The organism is Streptomyces sp. NPDC048825, assembly GCF_043198355.1.
Lineage (GTDB): Bacteria > Actinomycetota > Actinomycetes > Streptomycetales > Streptomycetaceae > Streptomyces > Streptomyces xiangluensis.
Window position 1 is genome coordinate 89,503 of sequence record NZ_JBICUR010000026.1, and the last position, 22,955, is coordinate 112,457.

The window sequence follows — 22,955 nt, forward strand, 5'->3', positions numbered from 1 at the left end:
CCTCCAGGGCTGGGCATGGTGCCGAACGGCGGATGTCCCTAGGGTGGACAGACACGCGACAGCAGCGCCGAAATGCCCAAGAACGTTCACAGGATGCGATCCAATGCAAGATTCGTTCAGTCTCGACGAAGCTGACCTGTCGCTGATCAACGTGATGCAGATAGCACCGCGGGCCACCTGGACCGAAGTCGGAAAGGTACTCGGCCTCCATTCGGCCACCGTGGCGCGGCGCTGGGAGCGCTTGACGGAACAAGGCGTTGTCTGGGTCACCGCCTATCCGAACCTGTCACTGTGGACCGAACGGCGCTGTTTCGCCTTCATCGAAGTCGACTGTGAGCCCACCGCCCGCAAGCAGGTGGTGGACGTACTCGCCGGCGTGCCGCAGATCGTCTCGGTCTCCCAGGCCGCCAGCGGCCGCGACTTGTTCCTCGTCGCCCTGTTCACCGACCTGCAGGCGCTGTCGCGGTTCGTCCTTGACTACCTCAGCCTGCTGCCCGGGGTACGCGGCACCCGTACCCGCACTGCAACCCGCTTCTACAGCGAAGGCAACAACTGGCGGCTCCAGGCCCTCTCCCCCGACCAGCGCGCCCACCTGACCCGCCATAACCGGAAGACGTCTCCAGGCAGTGGGGCATCCCACGAAGCGTTCCGGGACCTTCTGCTTCCCCTGTCCTCCGACGGCCGCCGCACAACCGCCGAACTTGCCGCCCTCACCTCGACGAGTGTGTCCACCACCCGCCGGCGCCTGGAACGCATGGTCCGAGAGGGCCTGGTGTCCTTCCGCTGCGAAGCGTCCGACATCATCAGCAGCTGGCCGGTCATCGCCCACTTCTGGGCCCGCGTTCCCGCCCACGAACTCGACGGGATCGCCCAGGCGCTGCTGGCCCTGCCGGAAATCAGGATGTGTGCCGCCATCACCGGAACGGACAATCTGCTCGTCATCGTCTGGCTGCGCTACCTGGGAGAGAGCCAGCGTCTGGAGACCAGACTCGCAGAGCGTTTTCCCACCTTGACACTGACCGAACGCGCCATCGTCCTGCGCATGAGCAAACGGATGGGCTGGCTACTCGACAGCCACGGCCGATGTACCAGTCCGGTGCCCGTCAATCCCTGGGCGGACATCCCCCACGACACACATCGGGACACGTGCCTGGACGAGCGGCCCAAACGTTGAAGAACGTTTTGTCCCGGCAGAAGTATTTGCTTCCAGGTTCAGGTGTCGCGCCAGTTGGGGGTGGATTTGCGGTGAGTGGTCGGCTAATGAGATTCATCAACGGGCGGGGATCAACACGCTGCGTGGCCAGTGACGGAGCGGGTTCTCCGGCGGTCGCGTAACGAACCGAATACCACCTGCACTTACGCCCCTGTCTGATCGTGTCAGCTCATGCGCGGATCATGCCGGACGATTACAGACGGTGCTTCCCCTGACCTTCCTCACGGCGCCCGAATCGACCTGGTTTCCTCAGTCCGTTCTCCGGGTTCGCGGCCGGGCGGGGGCGTACGCAACATGGCACCGCTGGTGACGGTGAACGTCCACGTCGGAGCCTCGGACCGAAAAGGGTGAGCGACGGAGTCTCGTTCCGGATCGATACACCCTCGCCTCTCGCCAGAGCGGCTCCGCCGACACGGGCCGCAGCGACCACGGATCCGATTCCAACCTTCGACCCCGTTGATCAGCGATTCGATTCCGTCAACTTTGGAGCGTGCTTCCTCAGCCCACAGGGACTGAGCTCTTTCAGCGTTGCCGCTCCAGGGTGAGGTCGGCGGCGGCGATTGACGTCATTCGATTGGGGCTGCATCGGGACCTGCGGAAGATCCGCCACGACTTCAGTCGTGCGACGCCACGCTCGACCGGTGCCCGTGCCGCGGACAGCGCGCGGTTGACGGTTTGCTGAGTCGGTGTGAGCTCGCGGCCCGGTGGGCGTCTGAGGGGTTCGTCACCCACGAGCCGGCGCCCATGTAAGCGCGGTCGGCGAGGACGGGGACGCCCCGGCGTTCGCAGATCCGGATGATCCGGTGCGTGCGGGCCGCGGTCAGGTCGTGGGCACGGCCGGGCAGCACCAGCGCCTGGCTGGGAAGGTCGACTTCTACATCGACGGTGAGGGCGAGCCCGCGTTCGCCGACCTCCTTCGCACCCTCAACGACGTCGACCGCGCCGAGATCAGCGGACACATCGACGGGGTGAGGCTCTGGCGGACACCACGGACTTGGCCGCTCGCGCCTGCCTGGCCGCCCTGCGCAAGGCGCGCGTCGGCGTGGGCGGCGGCAGCCTGATCGAAGCGCTGGTGCCCGAGGGTGCCGAGTACCACCGCCTGATGCTCTCCGAGATCTTCCGCGTCGACCCACCGGAGGCCCTGCGCCAGACTGCGGGTTTCAACCTCGCCCTCTTCCTGGGAGCCGTGCGCCGACGGGAGGACGTACGCGATCTTCGCCGCTTCCGGCGCGCCGTAGAAGGCGTACGGGAATTCGTCCTCACCCCCGCTCAGCAGCGCACCTTGAACACGTACCTCCGTCAATTCGGCGCTACTCCCTGGGGTGTTGGACGGCTCCTCACGAAGGTCCGCCTGCCTGATATCGTCCGGCAAGTCTGAATGTCTCCCGGCTCGGGCAGCGCCCCGGCGCCCACCGGAACGGAACCCCCACAACGTGACCAGCGCTGACCTCGACCGCCGCCTCGCCGCCCTCGGCCGACCCTTCCGGCTGATCGTCACGGGCGGCGGGACCGGCGGCCACACCTACCCCGCGCTCACCGCGATCCGTACGACCAGCGCACGGCTCGCCCGCCTGGGCATCGGCCTGGACGTGCTGTGGGTCGGCACGGCGACCGGTCTGGAGGCTCGCGTCGCCGAGCGCGAGGGCATCCCGTTCAAGACGGTCGCGACCGGCAAGATCCGCCGCTCCAGCAATCCGCTCAAGTTGGTCTCTCCGGCCAACATCAAGGATATGGGGCGCGTCCCGCTGGGCGCCGCGCAGGCTCGTACGATCGTCTCCGACTTTCGGCCGGATGTGGTGCTGTCGACCGGGGGTTACGTGGCTGTCCCGGTCGGCTTGGCAGCCAAGTTCTGTCGGCGCCCGTTGGTCATCCACGAACAGACGGTCCGCCTGGGCCTGGCCAACCGCGCCTTGGCCCGCGCCGCCACCCGCATCGCTGTGTCCTCCGAGTCGACGCTGCCGCTACTGCCGGACTCGGTGCGCGACTCGGCGGTCGTCACTGGCAACCCCGTACGCCCCGAGGTCCTGACCGGCCAGCCGGACCAGGCGATCAGCGCGCTCGGCCTCGCCGGCTTCGACCGGACACTTCCGACGGTGTACATCACGGGCGGCGCCCAGGGCTCGGTCCAGATCAACACCGTGGTCCGCGCGGTTCTCCCGTGGCTACTCACCCAGGCCAACGTCATCCACCAGTGCGGCGCCACCTCCATCGAGGAATCCCGCAGGTACGCCGCCGAGCTCCCGGACGACGTCCGACACCGCTACCTGGTCACCGACTTCGTCGGCCCGGAACTCCCTGACGTCCTGGCCCTCTCCGACGTCGTCATCTCGCGCAGCGGCGCGGGCACGATCGCCGAACTTACCGCCCTCGGCAAGCCGTCCGTCCTCATACCGCTCGCGACTTCGGCGGGCAACGAGCAGGAGCACAACGCGCTCCACCTTCAAGAGGCGGGGGCCGGGGTCGCCTTGCTGAAGGACGCGGTGACCGCGGAACGTCTCCGCGCGGCGGTCGGCCCGATCCTCGCCTCCGCCGAGCAGAGCCAGCACATGGCACAGCAGGCCCGCGCCCTGGGCCGCCCGAACGCAGCAGAGCGCCTTACTGACGTCCTACTCGGCGTGGCCGTCTGACGGATTCGCCTCAGGACAGGGCCGCTGCGCTGGACAGGCTGCCTGATCATGCTCGGTCACACCGCCGGTCACACTCAGGGCGCCGCGTTCTCGGTGAGTTCTCGGAGAGCCCGACATCTCACCCAGAACGGACAGAGGCCCGCCGGACACACGTCCGACGGGCCTCAGCGTGGCCCTGGCCGCTTTCCTCGACCCCGCCGGCCATCCCGACGCGCTGTGGGCCACCGCCGCGGTCACCGACTACCTCACCACCAACCGCAGCCACCAGCGCCCAGAGGTGGTCACCACACACCAGGCCGACAAGGCCGTTCGACTACTACACCGCTACGGGCTCCTCACGCACACCCGCCAGGACGGCGCCCGCGCCTTGCGCACGCAGGCACTGACTGCCCGCGCCGCCCGGGAAGCCAGGCAGACCACTCTCGACCCGGCGGCCGTCGCCCGCACCGCCGCCGATGCGTTGCTTGAAATCTGGCCCGACGTTGCCCATGCCGCCAGCAGCCTCACCGAGGCTCTACGAAGCAACACCGCGGTTCTGACCACCCACGCCGGGGACACGCTTTGGCAGCCCCACCTACACCATGTCCTGTGGAAGGCGGGCAGAAGCCTGTACGACGCAGGACTACACAACGCCGGAATCGCCTACTGGCAACACACAGCCGACAAGGCCGAGCGAATTCTCGGTCCCCACCACCCCGACACGATCACCGCCCGCGCAAACCTCGCCCGCACCTATCGGCAGGCGGGACGCGCCAATGACGCCCTCAACATCGACGAGCAGGTTTTGGCCGACCGGGAACGGGTTCTGGGCCCCGACCACCCCGACACCCTCTGGTCACATCGCCACCTCGCCGGAGATTACCGAGGGCTGGGCAGATATCAGCAAGCTCTGGCTCTCGACCAACAAGTTCTGGCCGACCGGGAACGGGTCTTGAGGGCTGACCATCTCGACACCCTCTGGTCCCGCGCAGCCATAGCCGAAGATTACCGAGGGCTGGGCCGGTACGAGGAGGCCCTGGCCTTGGAGCAGCAGGTTCTGGCCGACCGCGAACGCATCCTGGGCCACCGACCAACCCAGCACGATCAGCGGTATCGATTTATCGCGGCAGTGGACGAGTGAAGTGGACGGACACTGATCGGCGACGCAGTCGGGTACGGCCCCATGGTCGTCGGAGCCCGCGCACGTGAACCGCTCCGGCTCTGATGGAGGTGGTATGTCCCGGTTCTAATGGAGTCGAGTACCTGGAAATCTTCCACAACCGACAGCGCAGACACTCCGCGCTGGGCATGCTCAGCCCGGTGGAGTACGAACTCCGCACGTGGAGTACGAACTCCGCACCCCACCGGTAGCGTGAAACCAAGCAACTCGACTCCACCCAACTCGGGACAGTCCGGAGCCTCCACCGATCCCGGAGCGGTTCGCCGTGTCGTGCGACGTGCCACCCAACGTGCTGAGGACGTGCGAAACCCCGGGGCGCTCGCCGTGTGGGGGCGGGCGACCCGGGGCTCGTGCTGGCCGATCAGGCACGGAACCGATCAGCTCACCGAACCGGTCAGTTCACGGAAACGGTCAGCTCACGTCGCCGATGCGCTCCACGCGCTCGTTGACGCCGTTGCGGAGTTCGCCCAGGGTCGTGCCGGGCGGGGCCGTCTTCGGTGTGGTGGACGGCGGCTGGGTCTCGTCGGCGCAGGTCGTGCCGGACGCCGGCACCTTCAGATCGACCAGGTAGCCGACGACCGCGTCCGTCGCGCAGGCGCTGCGGCCGAAGGCGGTGTGCCCCTCGGCCTGGAAGGTCAGCAGCGAGGCGTTGTCCAGCTGCCGGCTGAGGGCGACCGCGTCCTGGTACGGGGTATCCGGGTCACCGGTGGTGCCGATGACCAGGATCGGCGCCGAACCCCTCGCCCGGAAGGAGCCGTCGTAGCGGCTGACCTTCTCGGCGGGCCACTGCACGCACGCGGTGGCGTGCTGGTGGTCGTACGTCGGCGGACCGTACGCCATGGCCGGGCCCAGCAGCGGCGCATCCTTCGCGTTGGCCGTCACGTTCCGCTGCAGCTTGCGCAGGCTCTTCGGGTAGTCCTTGTCGACGCACTCGACGACCACGTTCGGGCCGAGGAAGTCGTAGGAAGCCGGGGACGGCGGCCGCAACAGGAACGAGGTGTTGTCCCGCAGCTGCGCCTTCTTCAGCGCCGCGCCGAGGGAGGGCCAGATGACCTTGCCCTCGTTGATGTTGAACATCAGCCGGTAGACGAGGGTGTAGCCGTTGGCCTGCCCGCCGTTCGCGGTCGGCACCGGGTTCGCGTCGAGGTCGCTCTTCAGCTTCTCGAACGCCCCGTGCGGGTCGCCGTCGCCGAAGCCGCAGGTGACCTGGTCGGCGGCGCACCAGTCGAGGAAGCGGCTCATCGTGCCGTCCAGCGCCAGGTACTGGGCCCGGTCGTAGTCGTAGGGACGGTTGGCGTACTTGTACGGGTCGTACGCCCCGTCGAGCGACAGCGCCCGCACCCGCTTCGGGAACATCGCCGCGTAGACGGTGCCGATGTACGAGCCGAACGACCGCCCGTAGTAGGTCAGTTGCTCCTCGCCGAGCGCCTGCCGGAGCAGGTCGATGTCACGGGCGACGTACTCGGTGCCGACGTACGGCAGCAGCTGGCCCGAGTTGTCGAGGCAGGCCTGGTTGAACTCGGCTGCCTCGCGCACCGCCGCGCCGAAGGCGTCGGGGCCGGGAACACCCTTCGCGTCGGTGACGGCCTTGGTGTAGCGGGCGTCGTCGAAGCAGGTGAGCGCCGCACTGCGGCCGACACCGCGGACGTCGTAGCCGAAGACGTCGAACGAGTCGCGCAGCGCGGTCGGCAGGTCCTCGTAGTTGTTGCGGACGAAGTCCACCCCGGAGTTGCCGGGCCCGCCGGGCTGCATGAAGAGCGTGCCCTTGCGCTTCGCCGGGTCAGCCGCCTTCTTGCGGACCACCGCGAGCGTGATCGTGCGGCCCTGCGGCTCCCGGTAGTCCAGCGGAACATCGGCGTTGGCGCACTCGAAGCCGCCCTGGCAGTCGGACCAGGTGAGCGTCGGCACGGGCGGCGGCGGTGTCTTGGCCAACTGTGGCTTCCGCGCCGTGTCCTGCGCGGCCATCGCCTGTGTCGCGGTCCCCGTCGCCGCGAGGACGAGCGCGGTCACCGCGGCACCGGCGAGTCTGAGACGCCTGGGACGTCTCGGTGTGTGGCGATACGTGGTCATGGGTGTGTTTCCCCCCTGAGCGGTCGAATCCCCGAGAACCCACTGGTCACTGTGGGGTCGAAGAATGTCTAGCTGAGTAGAGGGGGAAAAGGCCAGAGAGGTTCGACGAGGTGGGCAGTGGACACCTCAAAATCGGCCGCCAACTCCCCCACATGCAGTGGACACCTCGAAATCGGCAGCTAACTCCTCCACATGCAGCGGATCTCCCAGGCCATAGACGCCGAAGGCAACGCGTCGGCGAACGACGTACTGGACGACGGTGATCATCTGAATGCTCCGTGGATACCCCCGCCTTCAGGTGGGCCATACGCACCTCATGGCCAGGGATCAAAAGCACCTGCTCAGTGAAGTGGTCCCAGGGCACGCCGACGCCCCGGCCGTCCTCGATCGCCTTCAGCTGTCCGGCGTCGGTCTGATCGCGCAGGTACTGCCTCAACTGCGCGCGCAACACCGCGGCCTCGCCAACCACGTTGACCAGGCTGTCCTTCGGCTGCTTCGGGTTCCCGGCCCACGTCTGCGCGTGCTCCAGCACGAGGAAGAGCTCCTGCGAGGCCGGGAACCGCTCGTACGCCGGATGCCCGCCCAACTCATGCAGCTCCCGCAGGCGGTTGACGACTCGACCAGTCTTGATCTCCTCGAGGCGGATCGGTGGGCGCTTCGGACGGGGCTTCCCGGCGGACTTCGCGGTCTTCCTCACCACGCTCGATGTCTTCGCCACCAGCCGATTCCCCATCTGGGAACCCGCCTTGACCACCAAACCGACGAGGTCGTGTGACTGAGCACGCTGAGGCTGACGAGGGTGCGGCGGCATCGTCGGCTCAGGCTCGCGCGCCGCCGTCGACTCGCAGGACCGTGCCGGTCACGTAGGAGGAGCGGTCGCTGAGCAGCCAGGCGGCGGCCTGGGCGATTTCGTCGGGGTCGGCTGCGCGGCGCAGCGGGGTGTGCGTTGTGAGCCGCTCGACGAGTCCGGGCGAATCCGCTTCCCAGGTACGGATCATCTCGGTCGCCGTGTGGCCGGGGGCGATGGCGTTGACGCGGATGCCTTCCGGGCCGTAGGTGACCGCGGCTGATTCGGTGAGGCTGTTGACCGCCCGCTTCATGGCGCCGTACGCGGGGAGTTCGGGGTTGCCCATCAGGCTGCCGACGGATGAGTTGTTGACGATGGCGCCCGTCCCGGCGGTGGCGCGGATGGCGGCGATCTGGGCGACCATGGCCAGCCAGACGCCCTTGAGGTTCACGGCGTAGACGTGGTCGAAGTCGGTCTCCGGCAACTGGTCCATAGGGCCCGGGGTCTGGATCGTGGCACCGTTGTTGAACGCGACGTCGAGTCGGCCGTACAAGTCCACGGTGCGGTCGACGGCGGCGCGCACGCCGGCCGCGTCGGCCAGATCACACACCACGTAGTCCGCCGTGCCGCCCGCCGCCCGGACTTCCTCGGTCACCGCCTTCAACTGTGTCTCTGTCCGGGCCGCGAGCAGCACCCGGGCGCCCTCCCGGGCGAACAGCCGCGCCGCGGCGGCGCCGATCCCGCGTCCGGCACCGGTGATGAAGGCGACCTTGCCGGCCAACAGGCCCAGGGCGGCGGGGGCGGACGTGTCGGTGGTCGGTGTGTTGTCCATGGCAGCAAGCCTGCGACCGTTCGTGGAGCCGATCCAGGCACTGGCGGTACCTGGATCGGCTCCGCGCCCCCCGCGCACACTGGGGGTGTGGACAGACGAGAACTGGCGGCCTTCCTGCGCAGCAGGCGCGAGCGGATCACCCCGGCCGACGTTGGTCTGCCCACCAGGCCGCGCCGCCGCACCCCGGGGCTGCGCCGCGAGGAGGCAGCGCAGCTGGCGTTCATCTCGACCGAGTACTACACGCGGCTGGAGCAGGCCCGCGGCCCGCGCCCGTCACGCGAGGTGCTGGCCCAACTGGCCCGGGCCCTGCGCCTGTCGGACGCCGAGCGCGACCATCTCCACCACCTCGCCGGCGCACCGCCGGGCCCGCCGCCCGGACCGTCGCGCGAGGTGCGGCAGAGCATTCTCGACCTGCTGCGCCGGCTGCCCCAGGCCGCCGCTATCGTGACGTCCGCGACGTTCGAGGTGATCGCCTGGAACGATCTGGCGGCCGCCCTGATGGAGGACTTCTCAGCCCTGCCGCGGCGTGACCGCAACCTGGTACGTCGTGTGTTCCTCGGGCCGCACCCGCAGGGGAGGCGGTTGTACGGGGTGTCGGACGCGGACGCGTTCGCCCGCAACTCGGCGCAGCGCCTGCGCGCCGCCGCCGCCCGTTACCCCGACGATCCCGAGATGAACGAGTTGGTGGGTGACCTTCTCGCCGGCAGCGAGGAGTTCACCCGGCTGTGGGCCTCCCACGATGTGCGCGCCGAGCCCACCCTGTGCAAGACCTTCCAGCACCCGCTGGTCGGCCCGGTCACCGTCAACTGCGACGTCCTCGACGTCACCGACCGGGACCAGCAGGTCGTCATCTACACCGCGGCACCGGGATCGCCCTCCGAGGAGGCGCTGCGGCTGCTGTCGGTCATCGGCACACAACGCATGGACGTGGCCAACTGAGCCGCACCAGGACCGGGTTGATGATGCCGGTCCGCACCACCCGTCCCCGGCTGCGCAAGAGCGGCGGGAACGGGCAGCCGCGGCCCGGTGACGACGAGTCGGCCGAACGCCACGCGGCTGCTCCTGAGTCCAAAGCGGCCAACGACACCGCTCAGTGGCTTCCCAACGAGGTTTGTCAAACAGTCTCGATCACCGGGTGCTTGACCTCGTAGCACCGTCGGTCGCGGATCAGTGCCCAGAGAGCGTTGACGCGTCGGCGGGCGAGGGTGAGGACGGCTTGGACGTGTCGCTTGCCCTCCCGGCGTTTGCCTTCGTAGAACTGACGGGAGTTGGCGTCGTAGCGGATGCTCATGAGGTCGGACATGCTGCCCATCCAGCACCGGACGGCAGAGCAGGATGCCCGCAACCCCTCGGCCATGAGCGGTCTCGTCGGATGGCTTCCCACCAGCGGTTTTCGGGTGAGTCCGAAAGGTGGTGTCAGGCGGCCAGTGTTCCCGCACCCTGAGAGACAACCATGCGTTCTGCGCACGCGCGGGGGCGTCGTGACGGTGGGCGGCCCAGGGGAGAAAGCGCCGGCCGTCCAGGCCGGAGCGGCGCGGTCCGGGACCGGGCGAAGTGCCACGGTCCAGCCGATGTTGGGCACAGACGGCCGCACACGTGCCTGGCGCACTTCCGCGGAGCGCGCAGACCGCACCCTTCACCGTGCAAGGAGAAATAGATGGCCGCCCATAGGAAACTGTCTGTCGCCCTGGCCTCCGCCGCGCTGGCCGCGGGCTTCTTCGCCTCGGCGGGACCCGCCGCCGCCTCGCCGGCCGACGAGCCCGGCAGTGTCCGTATCACCGGCGAGGTCCTGGCCGACGAGCCCGGCAGCGTTCGCATCACCGACACCCCGGACAACCGGGAATTCTGACACCACCGAACCGCCCAGCCCGTGGCCCTGCCGGACAGCGTCCTGCAGGGCCACGGGTTTGCGTGAACGCGTGCACAGGCGCACCGGATTCTGGCCGGTATTCCATGCGCTTGATTCTGTCGGCAGTCGGCCAGGGCACCGACGCCGCGAAGCAATGATCCACCTAGCCATGTCCGACCTGATGGCCCGCCGCCTCACCGGCGAGGCGACCGTCTCCTGGCACGATCCGGCATCCCGGGACCAAACAGCAATTCCGGGATGAAACGTCGGGAAAGAAGCGACCTCTTAGCCGGCCGGGGGGTGAGGTGGGAGTTCGCCGTGGAGGAGCGCGGTGCCCAAGGGGGTGAGGGTGTGTATGACCTGGGCGCCGGCGCGTTGGCTGTGCGTGAGGTTGACCTCTCGCAGGGCAGCGACGTGTTCGCTCGCCGAGGGGGCGGAGATATTCAGGCGTTGGGCGAGTTCTCCGGTGGTGGCGGTGGTGTCCAGGGCGGCCAGCACGCGTGCCCGGGTCCGGCCGAGCAGGGTGGCCAGAGCCTCGGGGCGGCGGTCGTGGGTGACCGCCGGTGCCCAGGCCGGGGGGTGGGCGACGGGGTAGGCCAGGACTTGCGGCAGGGTGGGATCGGCCAGGGCGATCGGAGTGTTCCAGCAGAAGTGCGAGGGGATCAGTCGCATGCCGCGTCCGCCGAGGTGGAGGTCCCGGTCCTCCGGGTAGCGCACGTGCAGCACGGGCGGCCGCCAGTCCATCAGGGGGCGGAAGGAGTCAAGCAGTCCGTGGACGCCGCGATCGAGCAGGACGCGTGTCCGCAGGGCCCGGTCGGCCTCGGTGGTTCTGGCCGTCCCGGTCCAGTCAGGCGTGATGATCGTGCGGTGCACCAGCCGGAATGCCGTCGCGACCTCCTCCATCCGGTTCCGTTCGCCCCGGGCCAGACGGTGTGCCCAGCGCGGCAGCGGGTGGGTGTCGGCCAGCCGGTTCATCTCTTGGCGTAGCTGCAGTTGGGGGGTGGCTTGCAGTGCCTCCAGCGCGGTTTCCAGGCCGTCGGCCGAGGCGCCGGGGGTCAGGAAGTCTGGCCAGTAGCCCGCCGAAGCGGGTGCCAGGGCGGAGAGCATCCGGACCGGGCCCGCCAGGTGATCCTCGGCCAGCCTGGCGCGGGCGCTGCGCCGCCAGAGAGCGAAGACCGGCAGACCGCGACGTGGCGCGGTCAGTTGGTGCAGGCCCAGCAAGGTCTCCCAGACCGGATCCGGCTCCCGGGCCAGATGGACGCGGGCCAGGTCCCCGTCCGTGAAATGAATGCGCAACACCTTGTCTCCCCGTGTGTTGATCGCTGTTGGGACACGCCTTCCGGCCGGTGTGTTCTGGGTGACGCGGACTGCCCGTCGCCGTAAGGAACGGATTGCGCGGACAGCGGCGTTCGCCGCCTGTGTGGTGAGCGTGGCGATGGACCGCCGGTGCGGACTCGCGAGAGCGGAGGTTGTGGGCCGTGTGGTCCGGCAGCGGTCGGCCCGTCCGCAGCCCTCACTCCGGCGGGACTTTGTGCCCGATCCGGCAGGCCAGGGGCCCCTTGCTGGTGGAGAGCCGGGTGCGTGCGCGAGTGCTGCGCGGCGTTCCTGCCCGCCTTGCCGCCGGGCCGCCCTTGGCGCCGCCAACACGGCCCGGCGGCAAGGCCGGTACGAACAAGGGCACCAACGTGATGGTGACGCAGAGACTGCCGGCCTGAAGAAAGCCGGCGGGCAGCACACAGTGCACGCCAGACAGCAGGCGTGTCTTCATTCCGTCTCCCCCTCGATCCACAGCTGCGACCACCCTGCCCGTCTCGGTGGTCAGCCCGATCGGCGGAGCGGCCCCCACAGAGTCATACGGGGACATCGCATTTGTCAGGAGGCGGATGATGAGAAATTAGGCCTGATCGATGCAGTGGCCGCTATAGCCGCAGGTGGAGGATGTCTGTTGTGCCTGATTCGGTGGGACCAGCGGAGCCGAGTATCCATCAGCTGCGGTTGTTCCTGGTGCTGAGCGAGGAGCTGCACTTCGGCAGGGCGGCGGCGCGGCTGCACATGACCCAGTCGGCGCTGAGCCGTCAGATACAGGACGCGGAGAGGCGGCTGGGCGTCGTCCTGTTCTCGCGGGACAGTCGCACGGTGTTCCTCACGGATGCGGGCCGTGCCCTAACGGTGGAGGCGCGTGCCACCGTGGAGGCGATGGGCCAGCTGCGCGTTCGCGCCGACCAGTGGGCTCGTACCCTCGCCGGGCATGTGGTGGTCGGGACGATCGGCGCGGAGGCGGCGATGCCCTACACCCACGCGATCCTTGAGCACCTCCACGCCCGCCACCCCCGCATCACCGTCGAGATCCGCACTCTCAACTTCACCGAACACCTGGCGCAGTTGCTCTCCGGCGACATCGATATCGCCTTCCTCCGGCCGCCGGTGCCGCCGACCATCGAGCTGCTGGAGCTGGCCACCGAACCCCGCGTCGCCTGCCTGCCGGCCACTGACCCCCTGGCGAGCAGGGCCGAAGTCTCCCTCGCCGACCTCACCGACCGCGCCTTCGTGGACGTCCCCCCGGAGGTGCCCCGGCTATGGTGGGATTTCTGGGCGGTGGACCCGCGCCCGGACGGCACACGCGTGCGCTACGGCCCCGTCGTCTCCGACATGGAAGGGCTACTGCTCGCGGTGGCCCGAGGCGAAGGAATGTGCTTCCTGCCTGCGGCAGCCCGGGACTTGTTCCCCCGCCCGCGGGTCCGCTACCTCGACGTGGTGGATCTGTCCCCGTCGGTGTCAGCCCTCGGCTGGCTGGCCCAGCACCGCCACCGCCCGGGCGTACAAGCCATGCGGGAGACCGCGGCCGCCGCCATGGCCGCCCCCGGCTGGGAGCGCGGCCCGTCCCGCTGAGCATGGCCGACCCGGTCCCCGGCCAAGAGGGCTTCTCGGCCTGGGACGCAAGCGTGCTCGCAACTTCCCCCGGCACTGGCACGCTGAGGAACGATCAGCAGTTCACAGGGGCGATCGTGGGATGTCGTATCACGACCGAGCCGGACGCCCGCCGGCACGCATCCCCGAGGTAGGGCGGGCCCGACCCAGTGGCGGTGGTCTCCCGGTGGCGCTCCCTCGCCGGTCGTCTCAGGTCGCGACGGCCGCCCAGACGGCCGTGCCGTACCGCCCCACGTCCAGATGGCTGTGCCCGGGTCCAGGGCGGCCGACGCCGTCGGCACGGCGCGAACCATGCCAGGTGGCGGCGTACACGACGACGTCTGCGGGCCCGCAGGCCGCGTGTATGGGTGGCGGTCTTCCCCGGTAGCTGCTGACCAGCCGCTCCGGCGACAGGCGGGCGAGCGTGGACGCGACTTTGCCTCAATGTGGCGGGATGTGAGGAAACTGCGGGGTTCCCAGGTCGGCGTAGCACGTCGGCCGACGCTGGGAACCCGCATGAGGCAGGGCCGCGCGCAGCTGCCTTCAGCGGCGGTGCGCCGGTCGCTGTGGCGACTCGTCACACACTGGATGGAAGGCGTGCGTCGCGCATCATTCCGGTCTGAGGGTGACAGTTGATGTACTCGAAGCTCTGCTCCTTGCCGTCGGACACCGAAACCTCGTGATAGAGCCGCAGCTTGTCCAGCCCGGCGGCAACCCGGAAGAACGTAGTGAAGATCCGCAGATGGGTCGGGTGGGACTCGGCCCACCTCTCCAGCTTGTCCAGCGACCTCCAGTGGCCGATGTTGTAACTCTCATCGAGCTCGTTGCCGTCCAGATCGATGCTGCGCACGAACCGGTTGCTGTAGCAGCCCAGTGTCGCGCCGTCGTCGCGGAGGAAGTCCATGCCGTCCTCGAGCGTCGGGAGGATCTCGTCGAGGTACAACGAGCGCTCCTCGCCCTCCGCATCCCTCCAGTCCTGACCGGACCGGATGAGCGCAATGTTGTCGTGCCCGCGGACGACCACCCTGCCACCCTGGGCTGGGTCGCCGAGTACGACGGTCAGCTCACGATCGGGTTGCATCCAGTCGGTCTGGGACAGCGGGAACCGCTCCCGCATCGATCCCCAGTAGCCGTGCTCGTTGACTTCGCCGCTGATCCGGCCCATCACGGCGCCGACGCCCGGAAGGTTGTCCTGGAATGCGTACAGCGTCTCGAACTGGTCTACGCGGGGGGCGACGATCTCGCGGAAGTAGCCGAGGCCGTCGGAGAGGCGGTCGCCGGAATCCCACCAGTCCTTGACGTCGGCCGACCGGAGCCAGCGACAGTAGGCCGCGGGGTCCACCCAGTACCCGACCACCATGAGGTTGTGATGGTTCTGGTTGTCGACGTGGTGAGTGAGGTCATGGTGGACCGCTCCGTCGGGGCCGTCGAAACTCGCGACAATGTGGCGCATCGCGGCGAGTGCGTCAGGACGCTGCGACTGATCCGTGTACTGGACGCCGAGATAGGCCATCACGACCTGCTGCAGCGCGGCGTCCGCACGCCCGACCCACATCGGGAACGGCGGCTGATAGTCGTCAGGAACCCGACGTGACAAGGCGCGGGGGCACTGCAGGTAGGTATCGATCGCGGATTCCATGGGCGACTCCTCCTGTGAGGGAACTTGCGATGGGCCGGCATTGCGGGCTTGGAGTTGGGCGGAAGGAACAGACGATTGGGGTTGGCATGTCACCAACCAGCGGAGCTGACTCGCCTGAGCCCGGCGGCGGTGTGGACCTGACCGAGTTCTTCTGATGGGTCGGCGACGCCCGGGCCGCCACGTCGCACCCATGCGGCGATGGCGCGGGCGCGTTCAAGGGTGTTGACCTCGGTGATCCAGGCGGGCCGGGCGCCTTGCCGGCGTACTTGTGCGCTGGGGTTCACCACGACGACGTTCGACAGATCGCATGCCCAGAGGCAGTCGACACGCAGCAGTTGGACACCCGGGCCAGTCGTGTGTTCGAGAATCTCGGCAATGCCGTCGTGATCAACGTCGGGATGCTTGCGTGCGGTGCCGCAGCAGCAGCCCCGGCACATTCTGATCCGCGGCCCGGGGCCCCCGAGTTCGGTTAGCTCCGGCACTGGTGCTGTGCTCACCTCGGCCGCTCAGACCTCAGCGACCGAGGCCGGCTGCAAGTGTCGACGCCGTCCAATTCGCATCGGCGGGCCGGGGGACGTACGAGTAAGCACCTGGGAAGGCGCGAGGTAGGCGAACACGGCCCCGAGAACGAGCCACATCAGTCCGAGCTGCGTCAGCGATCCAACCCGGAACTCCCATACCAGGTCGGCCGGAACGTTGGCCGACACCGGATCCGCAGCGTTGGGAAGGGCCCAGACCAGGACCAACGACCCGACGATCCCCACAGCCGTGGCAGCAACTGCCCGCGACCTGGGCATCAGGTCCTTCGCGCGTGCGAGAACCGTGACGATCGTTGTCAGCCCGACAGCGCACACGATCGTCCCGAGGTAGGTGACCGCCCGGAGGCTGACGGTCTCGGGATCACCGACCGCGGGCGGGTTCGCCGGCACAGTGATCCCCGGGGCAAGCGTGAACGCGACGAATCCGAGGCCGGCGAGCGTCATCGCCGAGCCCGCTGCGGACTTGCCCGGGAGCCTCGTGCCGAGGACCCGGTGGGCCAGCGCGAAGGCGATGCCGATCAGGATCCCGACCAGCAGGACCGTGACCAGCGCGAAGACGACCTGTTCGTCTCGCGGCACCAGTGCATCGGCCGCAAGACTATGGCTGCCCGCGTGATCACCGCCGGCAGCATGGCCGTGACCGCCGGCCTCCCGCGCAGATGTCCCGGCTTCCTCGATGGCTATCGCGGCGCGAATCGAAGGCTCGACGAACCAGTACAACGCAATGGCACCCACACCGCCAGCTGCGGCGCCCGCGACAGCGCCGTGGCCGACGGTGCGACCGAGTGTCATAGAGACCATCGGAGACCTACTCCCTCATCAGTGACACGGGACGCCGAGGGCGTGCCGCGCGTCGTGGGTGGCCTCATGGAGATAGTTGGCGGCTTCGGGTGAGATAAGCAGCCCGTTCTCCTGGAGGAGGAACAGGACGCTCAACAACGCGTACACGGCGAGCGCGACGCTGAGGGCGGTGGTCGCGAACTTGTTGCTCGTGACTGCGGTGTTGCTCAGTGCCATGAGTGTGTCCCTTCGGAATCAGACGTGAACGGTGCGCGGGAGATCGACGGCGATCGGTTCGGTGTGCGCCTCGTGGTGGTTGCGGTTAGGCGGCAGTGCCAGGAGCTCTTGGGTCTGCACGTCGACCTCGGTCCGACTCAGCAGGCCGGCGTCCGCCAGGACGGCCTCCAGCGCCGCGACCCAGTGCTGGTAGTACGACCACGGGCTCTCACCGACATCGGGGTTGGCTGTCTGCCAGTCCTGGATGGACGCGATCAGGGCCTTCTGGAACTCCGACCAGTCGAACTTCAGCTCCTGATGGGCCGCGACGGCCATGGCAAATGCCCGTATCTCCCAAGGGTGTTCGAACCCCATCTGGTCGGGATCTCCACCGGGCATTCCACAGACCAGGTTTTCGATCTCTCGACGCACTTCGCCCAGCTCTGCTGCGCTGGAACCCGGCGCGGACAGGGTGGTCCGACTGGTCATGACGCGACCACGCCGACAGGACCGACGCCGATCATCGAGTCACGCGTGACCAGAGGCAAGAGCTGCTCTTCTGTCCATCCCTCGGTACCGGCCGGACGCTGCGGGAGAACCCAGTAGCGCATCTCGCTACTGGAGTCCCACACGCGTACCTCGACGCTGTCAGGCACCGTGAAGTTGAACGACTCGCGCAAGACCTGACGCGGCTCCCGGCTGATCGCCGCCCGGTACTGCGGATCCTTGTACCAGTTCGGCGGAAGCCCGAGCACCGGCCACGGATAGCAGGAACACAAGGTGCAGACGATGACGTTGTGCACGCCCTCGGTGTTCTCCAGCACGACCATGTCCTCGCCCTGCAGGCCGCCGATACCGAGCTCCTGGCACGCCTCGGTGGCGTCTGCGATCAGCCGGGCCTTGAAGTCGGCGTCACTCCAGGCCTTCGCGACCACCTTCGCGCCGAGCTGCGGCCCTACCTCGTTCTCGTAGATCTCGACCATGCGGTCGATGGCCGGGGTGGTCATGACGCCTTGCTCGATGAGCATCGATTCGAGCGCCTTGACTCGGGCAGCGATCTCTTCCTGGGTGCGAATCTTGGCGCTCATGCGTGCGCTCCTTCGGGGGCCGTTGCGGAGCGTTCGGGGGAAGCGAGCTCGATGTAGGGGTCCCAGACGTCGAAGTAGACCGATCCGTTGGGCTCGGCGTGCTCGGCTCCCCACAGCTCCGAGTTGGTGAACCTGACCGTGTAGACGTGCTCGGGGTTCTCGCCGAGTCCGTTGCCGGCAGTGTCGGGGTAGATGAAAACTCCGTGGGCCCTCACGATCTCCCCGACGGCACCGCGGATGTACCTGGCGCGGCGGGTGTGCCCCTTGGGGGCCGAGCGGTCGACCCGGACGATGTCGCCGGCCTTGAACCGCGCGATCTTGTCCGACTGCCGCTTGGCGGATGCGCCCGCCGGGACGACCGCCTCGACGAACGCCAGCAGTTCAGGGTCGTCCGCGTGCTCGGGGAGCGGAGCATCGGGGTTGGCGAGGTAGTACTCAGTGCGTCGGTCGAGCTCAACCATGTCGAGCTTGCCGAGTTGCTCGCCGAAGTGCTCGATGGTGTGGACCCAGTGCTCGTAGTAGGGCGACTTCAAGTAGACGGCCGGGTCGATCAGTTCGATGCCGTGGCGGAACTGGTCGACGCCGAAGAAGCCGGCCCGGAAGCACATGGCGAACATCGGGAAGACGGCCTTCTCCCACTCGGCGCGGAAGACCGGCTCCTCCTCGGGAACGATGACCGGACCGACACCGTCGGTGCCGGCGAGGTCGAACACTCCATTCATGCGGTGAGCTCCTTCTGGTGGTGGGGGGCGGTGAGCGTTCCGAGCGCGCGCTCGAAGGCGTGGGCAGCACGCAGCACGCCCGCGTCGTCGTACTTCTTGCCGACGACCATGAGGCCGACGGGCAGGCCGTCGGAGAGACCTGCGGGAATGGAGCAGGCCGGGTGCCCGGTCACGTTGAGCGGGGCGGTGTTGGACACCATCTCCAGAGCTCGAGCGATGACTTCGCCGACCGGTGCGTCCGGCGGCGGGATCAGACTCGCGGTGATAGGGAGGGTAGGCATCACCAGGACGTCGTAGGACTCGAGGACCGCGTCGTAGGCGGCCGCGAGCGTACCTTCCAGGTTTCGGGCCTTGGCGTAACTGGCGCCGTAGCCGTTGCGAAGCGCGTAGGTGCCGCCGAGGGCGACCAGCTTGACCGTCTCGGAGAACGCCGAGGGATCGTGTCGCCATCGCCGTCCGTAGTAGGCCATCTGGTCGGGGTCGTAGGTGCCCTTCCAGTTCAGGCCGTAGGCGTTGCCCTGCACCATCTGCCAGGTGGCACCCTCCACGGAGATGACGTCCCAGATCGCAGCACCGTGCTTGTGCCAGGGGATCGACACGTCCTCGGCCACGTGGCCCGCCGCGGTCAGGCTCTCGATGGCCTGCCTGACGACGGCGTTCACACCGGGGTCGGAGTTGGCCTGGTCGAAGCCCTCGGTGACGACACCGATGCGCAGACCGTGGTCGAGCTGATCGAGTTCGGTGACGTAGTCCTTCCCGGTGACGCCGGTCGGCTGGCGGGGGTCCTTGCCGTCGGCGCCCGCGATCACGGTCAGCATCGCGGCGGCGTCGGCGACGGTGGGTGCGATGGGGCCGAGATGGTCAATGGACTGCTCGATCGGGAACGCGCCGGTATACGGCACCAGCCCGAAAGTCGGCTTGTGGCCCACAACCCCGCAGAAGGATGCCGGTATCCGGATCGAACCGCCCTGGTCGCCGCCGATCGCGAGGTCGACAGCGCCCGAGGCGACCAGGGCCGCACTGCCGCTGGACGAGCCGCCGCTCGTGCGGTCGCGGTCCCACGGGTTGCGGACCGGGCCGGTCTTGGACGTGTGTGAGGCCCCGGAGAAGCAGAGGTCCTCGCAGACCGCCTTTCCGGCGATGGTCGCGCCTGCGGCGAGCAGACGCGTGACGACGGTGGCGTCTGCGTTGGGGACGAAGCCCCGGACCGTCTCGGACCCGTTCATCAGGGGGATGCCGGCGACGGCGACGTTGTCCTTGATCGCGACGCGTCGGCCGGCCAGCGGGCCGTCAGCGCGATCGGCGAGTTGGGTGGTCACGTACCAGGCACCGAGCGGATTGTCGGCCGGCTCGGACCACTCACGCGTCGGGACGGTCGGGGCCGCCTCATGGTCGTAGAGGTTGTCAACGACCGCCCACGAGCCGAGCAACCCCGAGGTTGTCGCGTGGTAGACGTCCAGGTCCTCCGCGGTGATGCCGAGCAGCAGCTCGTCCGCGAGTTCCTCGACGACGGCTCGCGATGGAAGCTCCATGTCAATCCTCCTATGTGTGAAATCGGGTCGGCACACGCATGGGTGACGTCGCCAGGCCGAACCAGTTGGGCCACCGAAGTGGTGCGGGCCGGGCCGTAGCGGCGGCGAGCAGACCGCGGTCGAGGACCGCCGGTAGAACACCACTCGTGACGAGTGCCGCCGGCTTCCCGAGGGCTGCGTTCCCTTCTGATGGTGTGGCGGCCCTGGCGCTGACGCCGTAGTGCGCGAAAGGCATCGTGGTGGCGCCTTCCGGGCAGGTCGTGCACCACGCCTCGGAACGTGGCCCCTCGGACGCTGACGCGGATGCAGCGGGGAATGGCGGTCGCCTCCTGGTGAGGTTTCTCCGAGAGAATCGGGACATTAGTGGCCGCGCAGTGAAACTTCTTGACCCCGAGAGACACCCCCTTGACCGTCCGCGCCATCCGCCGGGAGCCGCGGAAGGAGCTGGTCAATCGCCCTTGGCGGGTCTATCGTGCGGCTCCATGGAGGACATCGCGTTCGCTGCAGGAGGCGCCTGGATAAGCGACGTGCGCACCGTAAGCGCATGGAAGGACACCATCTGTGACCACTTCGTCTCACTCCACATAGCACCGCACTCACCCCGGGAGTTCGTCGGCACAGTCGAGACGCGACGGCTGGGTCACATGACCGCCTCGTCGGTGGTCTCGACACCTCAGACTTTCACCCGCACGCCCAACCTGTTCTCGAGGGACGGCCGGCATCTCCTGCAGGTCGGGCTGATCACCCAGGGCCACGGCGTGCTCGTCCAAGACGGACGTACCTGCGTCCTCTCCGCCGGCGACTTCGCCGTCTACGAGACCGCCAGGCCCTTCACGTGGGCGATGACCGGTGATTGGCGGCTTCTCGTTTACACCTGGCCCCGTGATGCGGTCGTCCTCTCAGAGCCGGAGAGCCAGCGGGTCACCGCGACAACGATCTCCTCCCAGAACGGCGTCGGCCGCTTCCTTTCACCGGCCCTCCGAGAACTCGTGCACTCGTCCGACCCGCTCTCGGCAACCACCGCCGTCCGGGTCGCCGACCAGGTCGCCGAACTCACCGTGACGGCTGCCCTGGAGGCAGCCCGGCCCGAGGAGGGCATCCCCGAGGACGACAAGTTCAAGCGAATCCAGGTCTTCATCGAGGACAATCTCGGCGACCCCAGCCTGACGCCCCAGATGATCGCCCAGCAGTTCTACCTGTCCCCTCGGACGCTGCATCGGCTCTTCGCCCGACGAGGACTCACCGCCGCCGGCTGGGTCCGAACCCGTCGGCTGGCGGCTTGCCGTCGAGCCCTCGTGGGAGAGCCTCGGGTGCCGATCACCGACATCGCAAGCCGTTACGGTTTCAGCAACCCGGAGGTGTTCAGCAGAACCTTTGCGGCAACCTTCGGGACCAGTCCGAGCCAGTACCGCAGGTCGCACCTGGGCTGAGCCTGCCGGCCATGCGGCGGGCGACTTTATCGTGGTCGGCCTCCGGCGACGCGGGATCCCAGGAGGCAGGCAGGAACAGCCGCCAGTTCACCGGGACCGATGCTTGCACATGCCGAGGCATCCCCGTCCTTGAGGAAACCGGTGTCGCCGACGATCAGCGCTTCCGGCCCGATCGCCTCGTGCATCCCCACGCCAGCCGGGGCGGACGCGGACGGCGAGCAGTCATCTTCAGCCCCCAGCCAGGCAGTTGGCTCCTATCACCGGCCTACGACCAACCCGGCCCGTCGTCAATCCACACCACCGCCGGATTTAACGGACTACCGGTAGGTGAGCTCTTTCATCTGCTTGCGCGGATCAGAAGGGCGTGAAGGGCACGGACGATGCGGCCTGCGGCACGGGATGAAAGAGGCTCAGTAACCAGATCGGACACTCGCCAACTAAGGTTGTCCCGCAATCTCGGGCCGCTTGTTCCGATGGCTGCTTACGGGCGCGTCAGTCGTTGCCTCTTGGCCCTCAGGTGTCTTCGCATGGTCAGGGTTGTTCAGCCAGTCGCGGATGAGTGTGATGGCTTGGTCCACGATGGTGGGTGGGGCGCCGGAGGACTCGATCGATGTGCGGGCTATCGCGGCGAGTTGGTGGTCGCTGAGGGCGAAGGCTGTGCGGGCCGTTTCGTACTCCTCCAGCAAGCCGGGGCCGAACAGGAGGGGGTCGTCGGCGTTGAGGGTGCAGCGGATGTCGGCGTGCAGCAGCAGCGGGAGGGGGTGGGCGGACAGGGACTTCACGACGCCGAGGGCGACGTTTGAGGTGGGGCAGACGTCGAGGACTACGCCTTCCGCAGCCAGGCGGGTGAGGAGTGCCGGGTCCTCCACCGCTCGTACGCCGTGGGCGATGCGCCGCGCGCCGAGGACGTCGAGGGCGGCGCGTACGCTGGCCGGGCCGGCGAGTTCGCCTGCGTGAGGGGCGGAGATCAGCCCGGCGTCCCGGGCGATGGCAAAGGCCCTGGCGAACGGCTCCGGAGGATATCGGGCTTCGTCCCCGGCGAGGCCGAAGGCGACCACGCCGTTGTCTGCCCGGCTGGCCGCGAGCCGGGCGGTCTCGGTGGCCTCGGAAGGATCGGCGTTTCGCCGGGCGAACAGCATGACGCCGAAGCCGATGCCCAGCTGGGCAGCCGTTCGGCGGCCTTCGTCGATCACCGCGTCCAGCACGTCGAGTGCGGCGTGCGGATCGGCCTCGTAGGTCAGGGGGTTCACGTGTGGCTCGATCCATACCGCTCCGTCCGCGGCGGCGTCCTCGACTACCTCCCGCACCAGCCGCAGCAGGTTCTCCCGTGGGCCCTCGCGGACCAGCCGCGCGGCGACACGGTACAAGGGCGTGAAGTCCTCGAACGACGCGAAGTCGCCGCGCAGGTCCGGCGGTTGTTCGCCATGCTCGTCGGCGAGTTCCGCGAGGGTGGCAGGGCGCATCGCGCCCTCGAGATGCAGATGGAGATGGGCCTTCGGCAGACTGGCCAGGCTTCGCATGGCGCATCACTCTACGGCCATGGTGATGAGGAGTATGTGAAGTGC

At 68.3% G+C, this 22,955-nt stretch carries 22 protein-coding genes and 3 pseudogenes; 10 read left to right on the top strand and 15 right to left on the bottom strand.

Annotation, left to right across the window (positions count from 1 at the left end; genetic code table 11):
* Positions 1-43 precede the first annotated feature (43 nt).
* Complete coding sequence (locus ACGFNK_RS41625) at positions 44-1,174, top strand: Lrp/AsnC family transcriptional regulator (RefSeq protein ID WP_393425296.1); 1,131 nt, start codon at positions 44-46, stop codon at positions 1,172-1,174.
* Between the two features lie 561 nt (positions 1,175-1,735).
* On the opposite strand, the pseudogene ACGFNK_RS41630 reads toward ACGFNK_RS41625, so the two are convergent.
* Positions 1,736-2,058, bottom strand: a pseudogene (locus ACGFNK_RS41630) (transposase family protein); the annotation flags it as partial.
* Between the two features lie 149 nt (positions 2,059-2,207).
* Between ACGFNK_RS41630 and ACGFNK_RS41635 the strand changes: the two are divergent.
* The 4 genes from ACGFNK_RS41635 to ACGFNK_RS41650 all read left to right on the top strand — a co-directional run bounded on the left by ACGFNK_RS41635 (position 2,208) and on the right by ACGFNK_RS41650 (position 5,190).
* Positions 2,208-2,591, top strand: a complete 384-nt coding sequence (locus tag ACGFNK_RS41635; RefSeq protein WP_393425299.1) for a hypothetical protein — start codon at positions 2,208-2,210, stop codon at positions 2,589-2,591.
* A 55-nt stretch (positions 2,592-2,646) separates the two neighbouring features.
* Positions 2,647-3,840 carry a glycosyltransferase gene (locus ACGFNK_RS41640; RefSeq protein ID WP_393425302.1) on the top strand — a complete coding sequence of 398 codons (1,194 nt, stop codon included), beginning with the start codon at positions 2,647-2,649 and terminating at the stop codon, positions 3,838-3,840.
* 169 nt (positions 3,841-4,009) lie between these two features.
* Entirely contained in the window at positions 4,010-4,960 is a 951-nt protein-coding gene (locus ACGFNK_RS41645; RefSeq protein WP_393425305.1) for a tetratricopeptide repeat protein, read from the top strand.
* Between the two features lie 83 nt (positions 4,961-5,043).
* Complete coding sequence (locus ACGFNK_RS41650) at positions 5,044-5,190, top strand: IS3 family transposase (RefSeq protein ID WP_393425308.1); 147 nt, start codon at positions 5,044-5,046, stop codon at positions 5,188-5,190.
* Between the two features lie 220 nt (positions 5,191-5,410).
* Here ACGFNK_RS41650 and ACGFNK_RS41655 read toward each other — a convergent pair whose 3' ends face one another.
* Both ACGFNK_RS41655 and ACGFNK_RS41660 read right to left on the bottom strand, forming a co-directional pair.
* On the bottom strand, positions 5,411-7,069 hold the full coding sequence (locus tag ACGFNK_RS41655; RefSeq protein ID WP_393425311.1) for an alpha/beta hydrolase: 1,659 nt from the start codon (positions 7,067-7,069) through the stop codon (positions 5,411-5,413).
* Positions 7,070-7,887: 818 nt separating this feature from the next.
* Entirely contained in the window at positions 7,888-8,688 is an 801-nt protein-coding gene (locus tag ACGFNK_RS41660; protein WP_393425314.1) for an SDR family NAD(P)-dependent oxidoreductase, read from the bottom strand.
* 87 nt (positions 8,689-8,775) lie between these two features.
* On the opposite strand from ACGFNK_RS41660, the gene ACGFNK_RS41665 reads away from it, so the two are divergent.
* Positions 8,776-9,627 carry a helix-turn-helix transcriptional regulator gene (locus ACGFNK_RS41665; protein ID WP_393425317.1) on the top strand — a complete coding sequence of 284 codons (852 nt, stop codon included), beginning with the start codon at positions 8,776-8,778 and terminating at the stop codon, positions 9,625-9,627.
* A gap of 175 nt (positions 9,628-9,802) precedes the next feature.
* Here the strand turns inward: ACGFNK_RS41665 and ACGFNK_RS41670 are convergent.
* Positions 9,803-9,988 (bottom strand): annotated as a pseudogene (locus ACGFNK_RS41670) (IS110 family transposase); the annotation flags it as partial.
* Positions 9,989-10,345: 357 nt separating this feature from the next.
* Here ACGFNK_RS41670 and ACGFNK_RS41675 point away from each other — a divergent pair.
* Positions 10,346-10,537, top strand: a complete 192-nt coding sequence (locus ACGFNK_RS41675) for a hypothetical protein (RefSeq protein ID WP_386356391.1) — start codon at positions 10,346-10,348, stop codon at positions 10,535-10,537.
* 285 nt (positions 10,538-10,822) lie between these two features.
* Here the strand turns inward: ACGFNK_RS41675 and ACGFNK_RS41680 are convergent, their stop codons facing one another.
* Positions 10,823-11,836, bottom strand: coding sequence for an ArsR/SmtB family transcription factor (locus ACGFNK_RS41680; protein ID WP_393425321.1), 1,014 nt, complete (start codon positions 11,834-11,836; stop codon positions 10,823-10,825).
* Between the two features lie 278 nt (positions 11,837-12,114).
* On the opposite strand from ACGFNK_RS41680, the gene ACGFNK_RS41685 reads away from it, so the two are divergent.
* Together ACGFNK_RS41685 and ACGFNK_RS41690 are read left to right on the top strand one after the other, a co-directional pair.
* Complete coding sequence (locus ACGFNK_RS41685) at positions 12,115-12,252, top strand: hypothetical protein (RefSeq protein ID WP_393425324.1); 138 nt, start codon at positions 12,115-12,117, stop codon at positions 12,250-12,252.
* Positions 12,253-12,475: 223 nt separating this feature from the next.
* The gene (locus ACGFNK_RS41690) at positions 12,476-13,426 is read left to right on the top strand and encodes a LysR family transcriptional regulator (protein WP_393425327.1); all 951 of its coding nucleotides are present in this window, start codon (positions 12,476-12,478) and stop codon (positions 13,424-13,426) included.
* 595 nt (positions 13,427-14,021) lie between these two features.
* Here the strand turns inward: ACGFNK_RS41690 and ACGFNK_RS41695 are convergent.
* The 8 genes from ACGFNK_RS41695 to ACGFNK_RS41730 form a co-directional block, all read right to left on the bottom strand.
* Positions 14,022-15,083, bottom strand: coding sequence for a phenylacetaldoxime dehydratase family protein (locus ACGFNK_RS41695; protein WP_393425330.1), 1,062 nt, complete (start codon positions 15,081-15,083; stop codon positions 14,022-14,024).
* Between the two features lie 89 nt (positions 15,084-15,172).
* On the bottom strand, positions 15,173-15,367 hold the full coding sequence (locus ACGFNK_RS41700; protein ID WP_393425333.1) for a (2Fe-2S) ferredoxin domain-containing protein: 195 nt from the start codon (positions 15,365-15,367) through the stop codon (positions 15,173-15,175).
* A 222-nt stretch (positions 15,368-15,589) separates the two neighbouring features.
* Entirely contained in the window at positions 15,590-16,423 is an 834-nt protein-coding gene (locus ACGFNK_RS41705; protein ID WP_393425336.1) for a CbtA family protein, read from the bottom strand.
* 18 nt (positions 16,424-16,441) lie between these two features.
* Positions 16,442-16,639 (bottom strand): CbtB-domain containing protein, encoded by a 198-nt coding sequence (locus ACGFNK_RS41710; protein WP_393425339.1) that lies wholly within the window; start codon positions 16,637-16,639, stop codon positions 16,442-16,444.
* An 18-nt stretch (positions 16,640-16,657) separates the two neighbouring features.
* Entirely contained in the window at positions 16,658-17,107 is a 450-nt protein-coding gene (locus tag ACGFNK_RS41715) for a nitrile hydratase accessory protein (protein ID WP_393425342.1), read from the bottom strand.
* Complete coding sequence (gene nthA / locus ACGFNK_RS41720; protein ID WP_393425345.1) at positions 17,104-17,706, bottom strand: nitrile hydratase subunit alpha; 603 nt, start codon at positions 17,704-17,706, stop codon at positions 17,104-17,106. Before nthA ends, ACGFNK_RS41715 begins: the two co-directional genes overlap by 4 nt.
* A complete protein-coding gene (gene nthB, locus ACGFNK_RS41725) occupies positions 17,703-18,428 on the bottom strand; it encodes a nitrile hydratase subunit beta (protein WP_393425348.1) in 726 nt (241 codons plus the stop codon). The genes nthA and nthB overlap by 4 nt, the downstream gene beginning before the upstream one ends.
* Entirely contained in the window at positions 18,425-19,960 is a 1,536-nt protein-coding gene (locus tag ACGFNK_RS41730) for an amidase (RefSeq protein WP_393425351.1), read from the bottom strand. The genes nthB and ACGFNK_RS41730 overlap by 4 nt, the downstream gene beginning before the upstream one ends.
* Before the next feature lie 527 nt (positions 19,961-20,487).
* Here ACGFNK_RS41730 and ACGFNK_RS41735 point away from each other — a divergent pair.
* Positions 20,488-21,390: a helix-turn-helix domain-containing protein gene (locus ACGFNK_RS41735; protein WP_393425354.1), complete on the top strand. Its 903-nt coding sequence runs from the start codon at positions 20,488-20,490 to the stop codon at positions 21,388-21,390.
* Positions 21,391-21,403: 13 nt separating this feature from the next.
* Here ACGFNK_RS41735 and ACGFNK_RS41740 read toward each other — a convergent pair.
* Both ACGFNK_RS41740 and add read right to left on the bottom strand, forming a co-directional pair.
* Positions 21,404-21,589: pseudogene (locus tag ACGFNK_RS41740) on the bottom strand (IS701 family transposase); the annotation flags it as partial.
* A 238-nt stretch (positions 21,590-21,827) separates the two neighbouring features.
* Entirely contained in the window at positions 21,828-22,910 is a 1,083-nt protein-coding gene (add, locus tag ACGFNK_RS41745; RefSeq protein WP_393425357.1) for an adenosine deaminase, read from the bottom strand.
* Between the last annotated feature and the right edge of the window lie 45 nt (positions 22,911-22,955).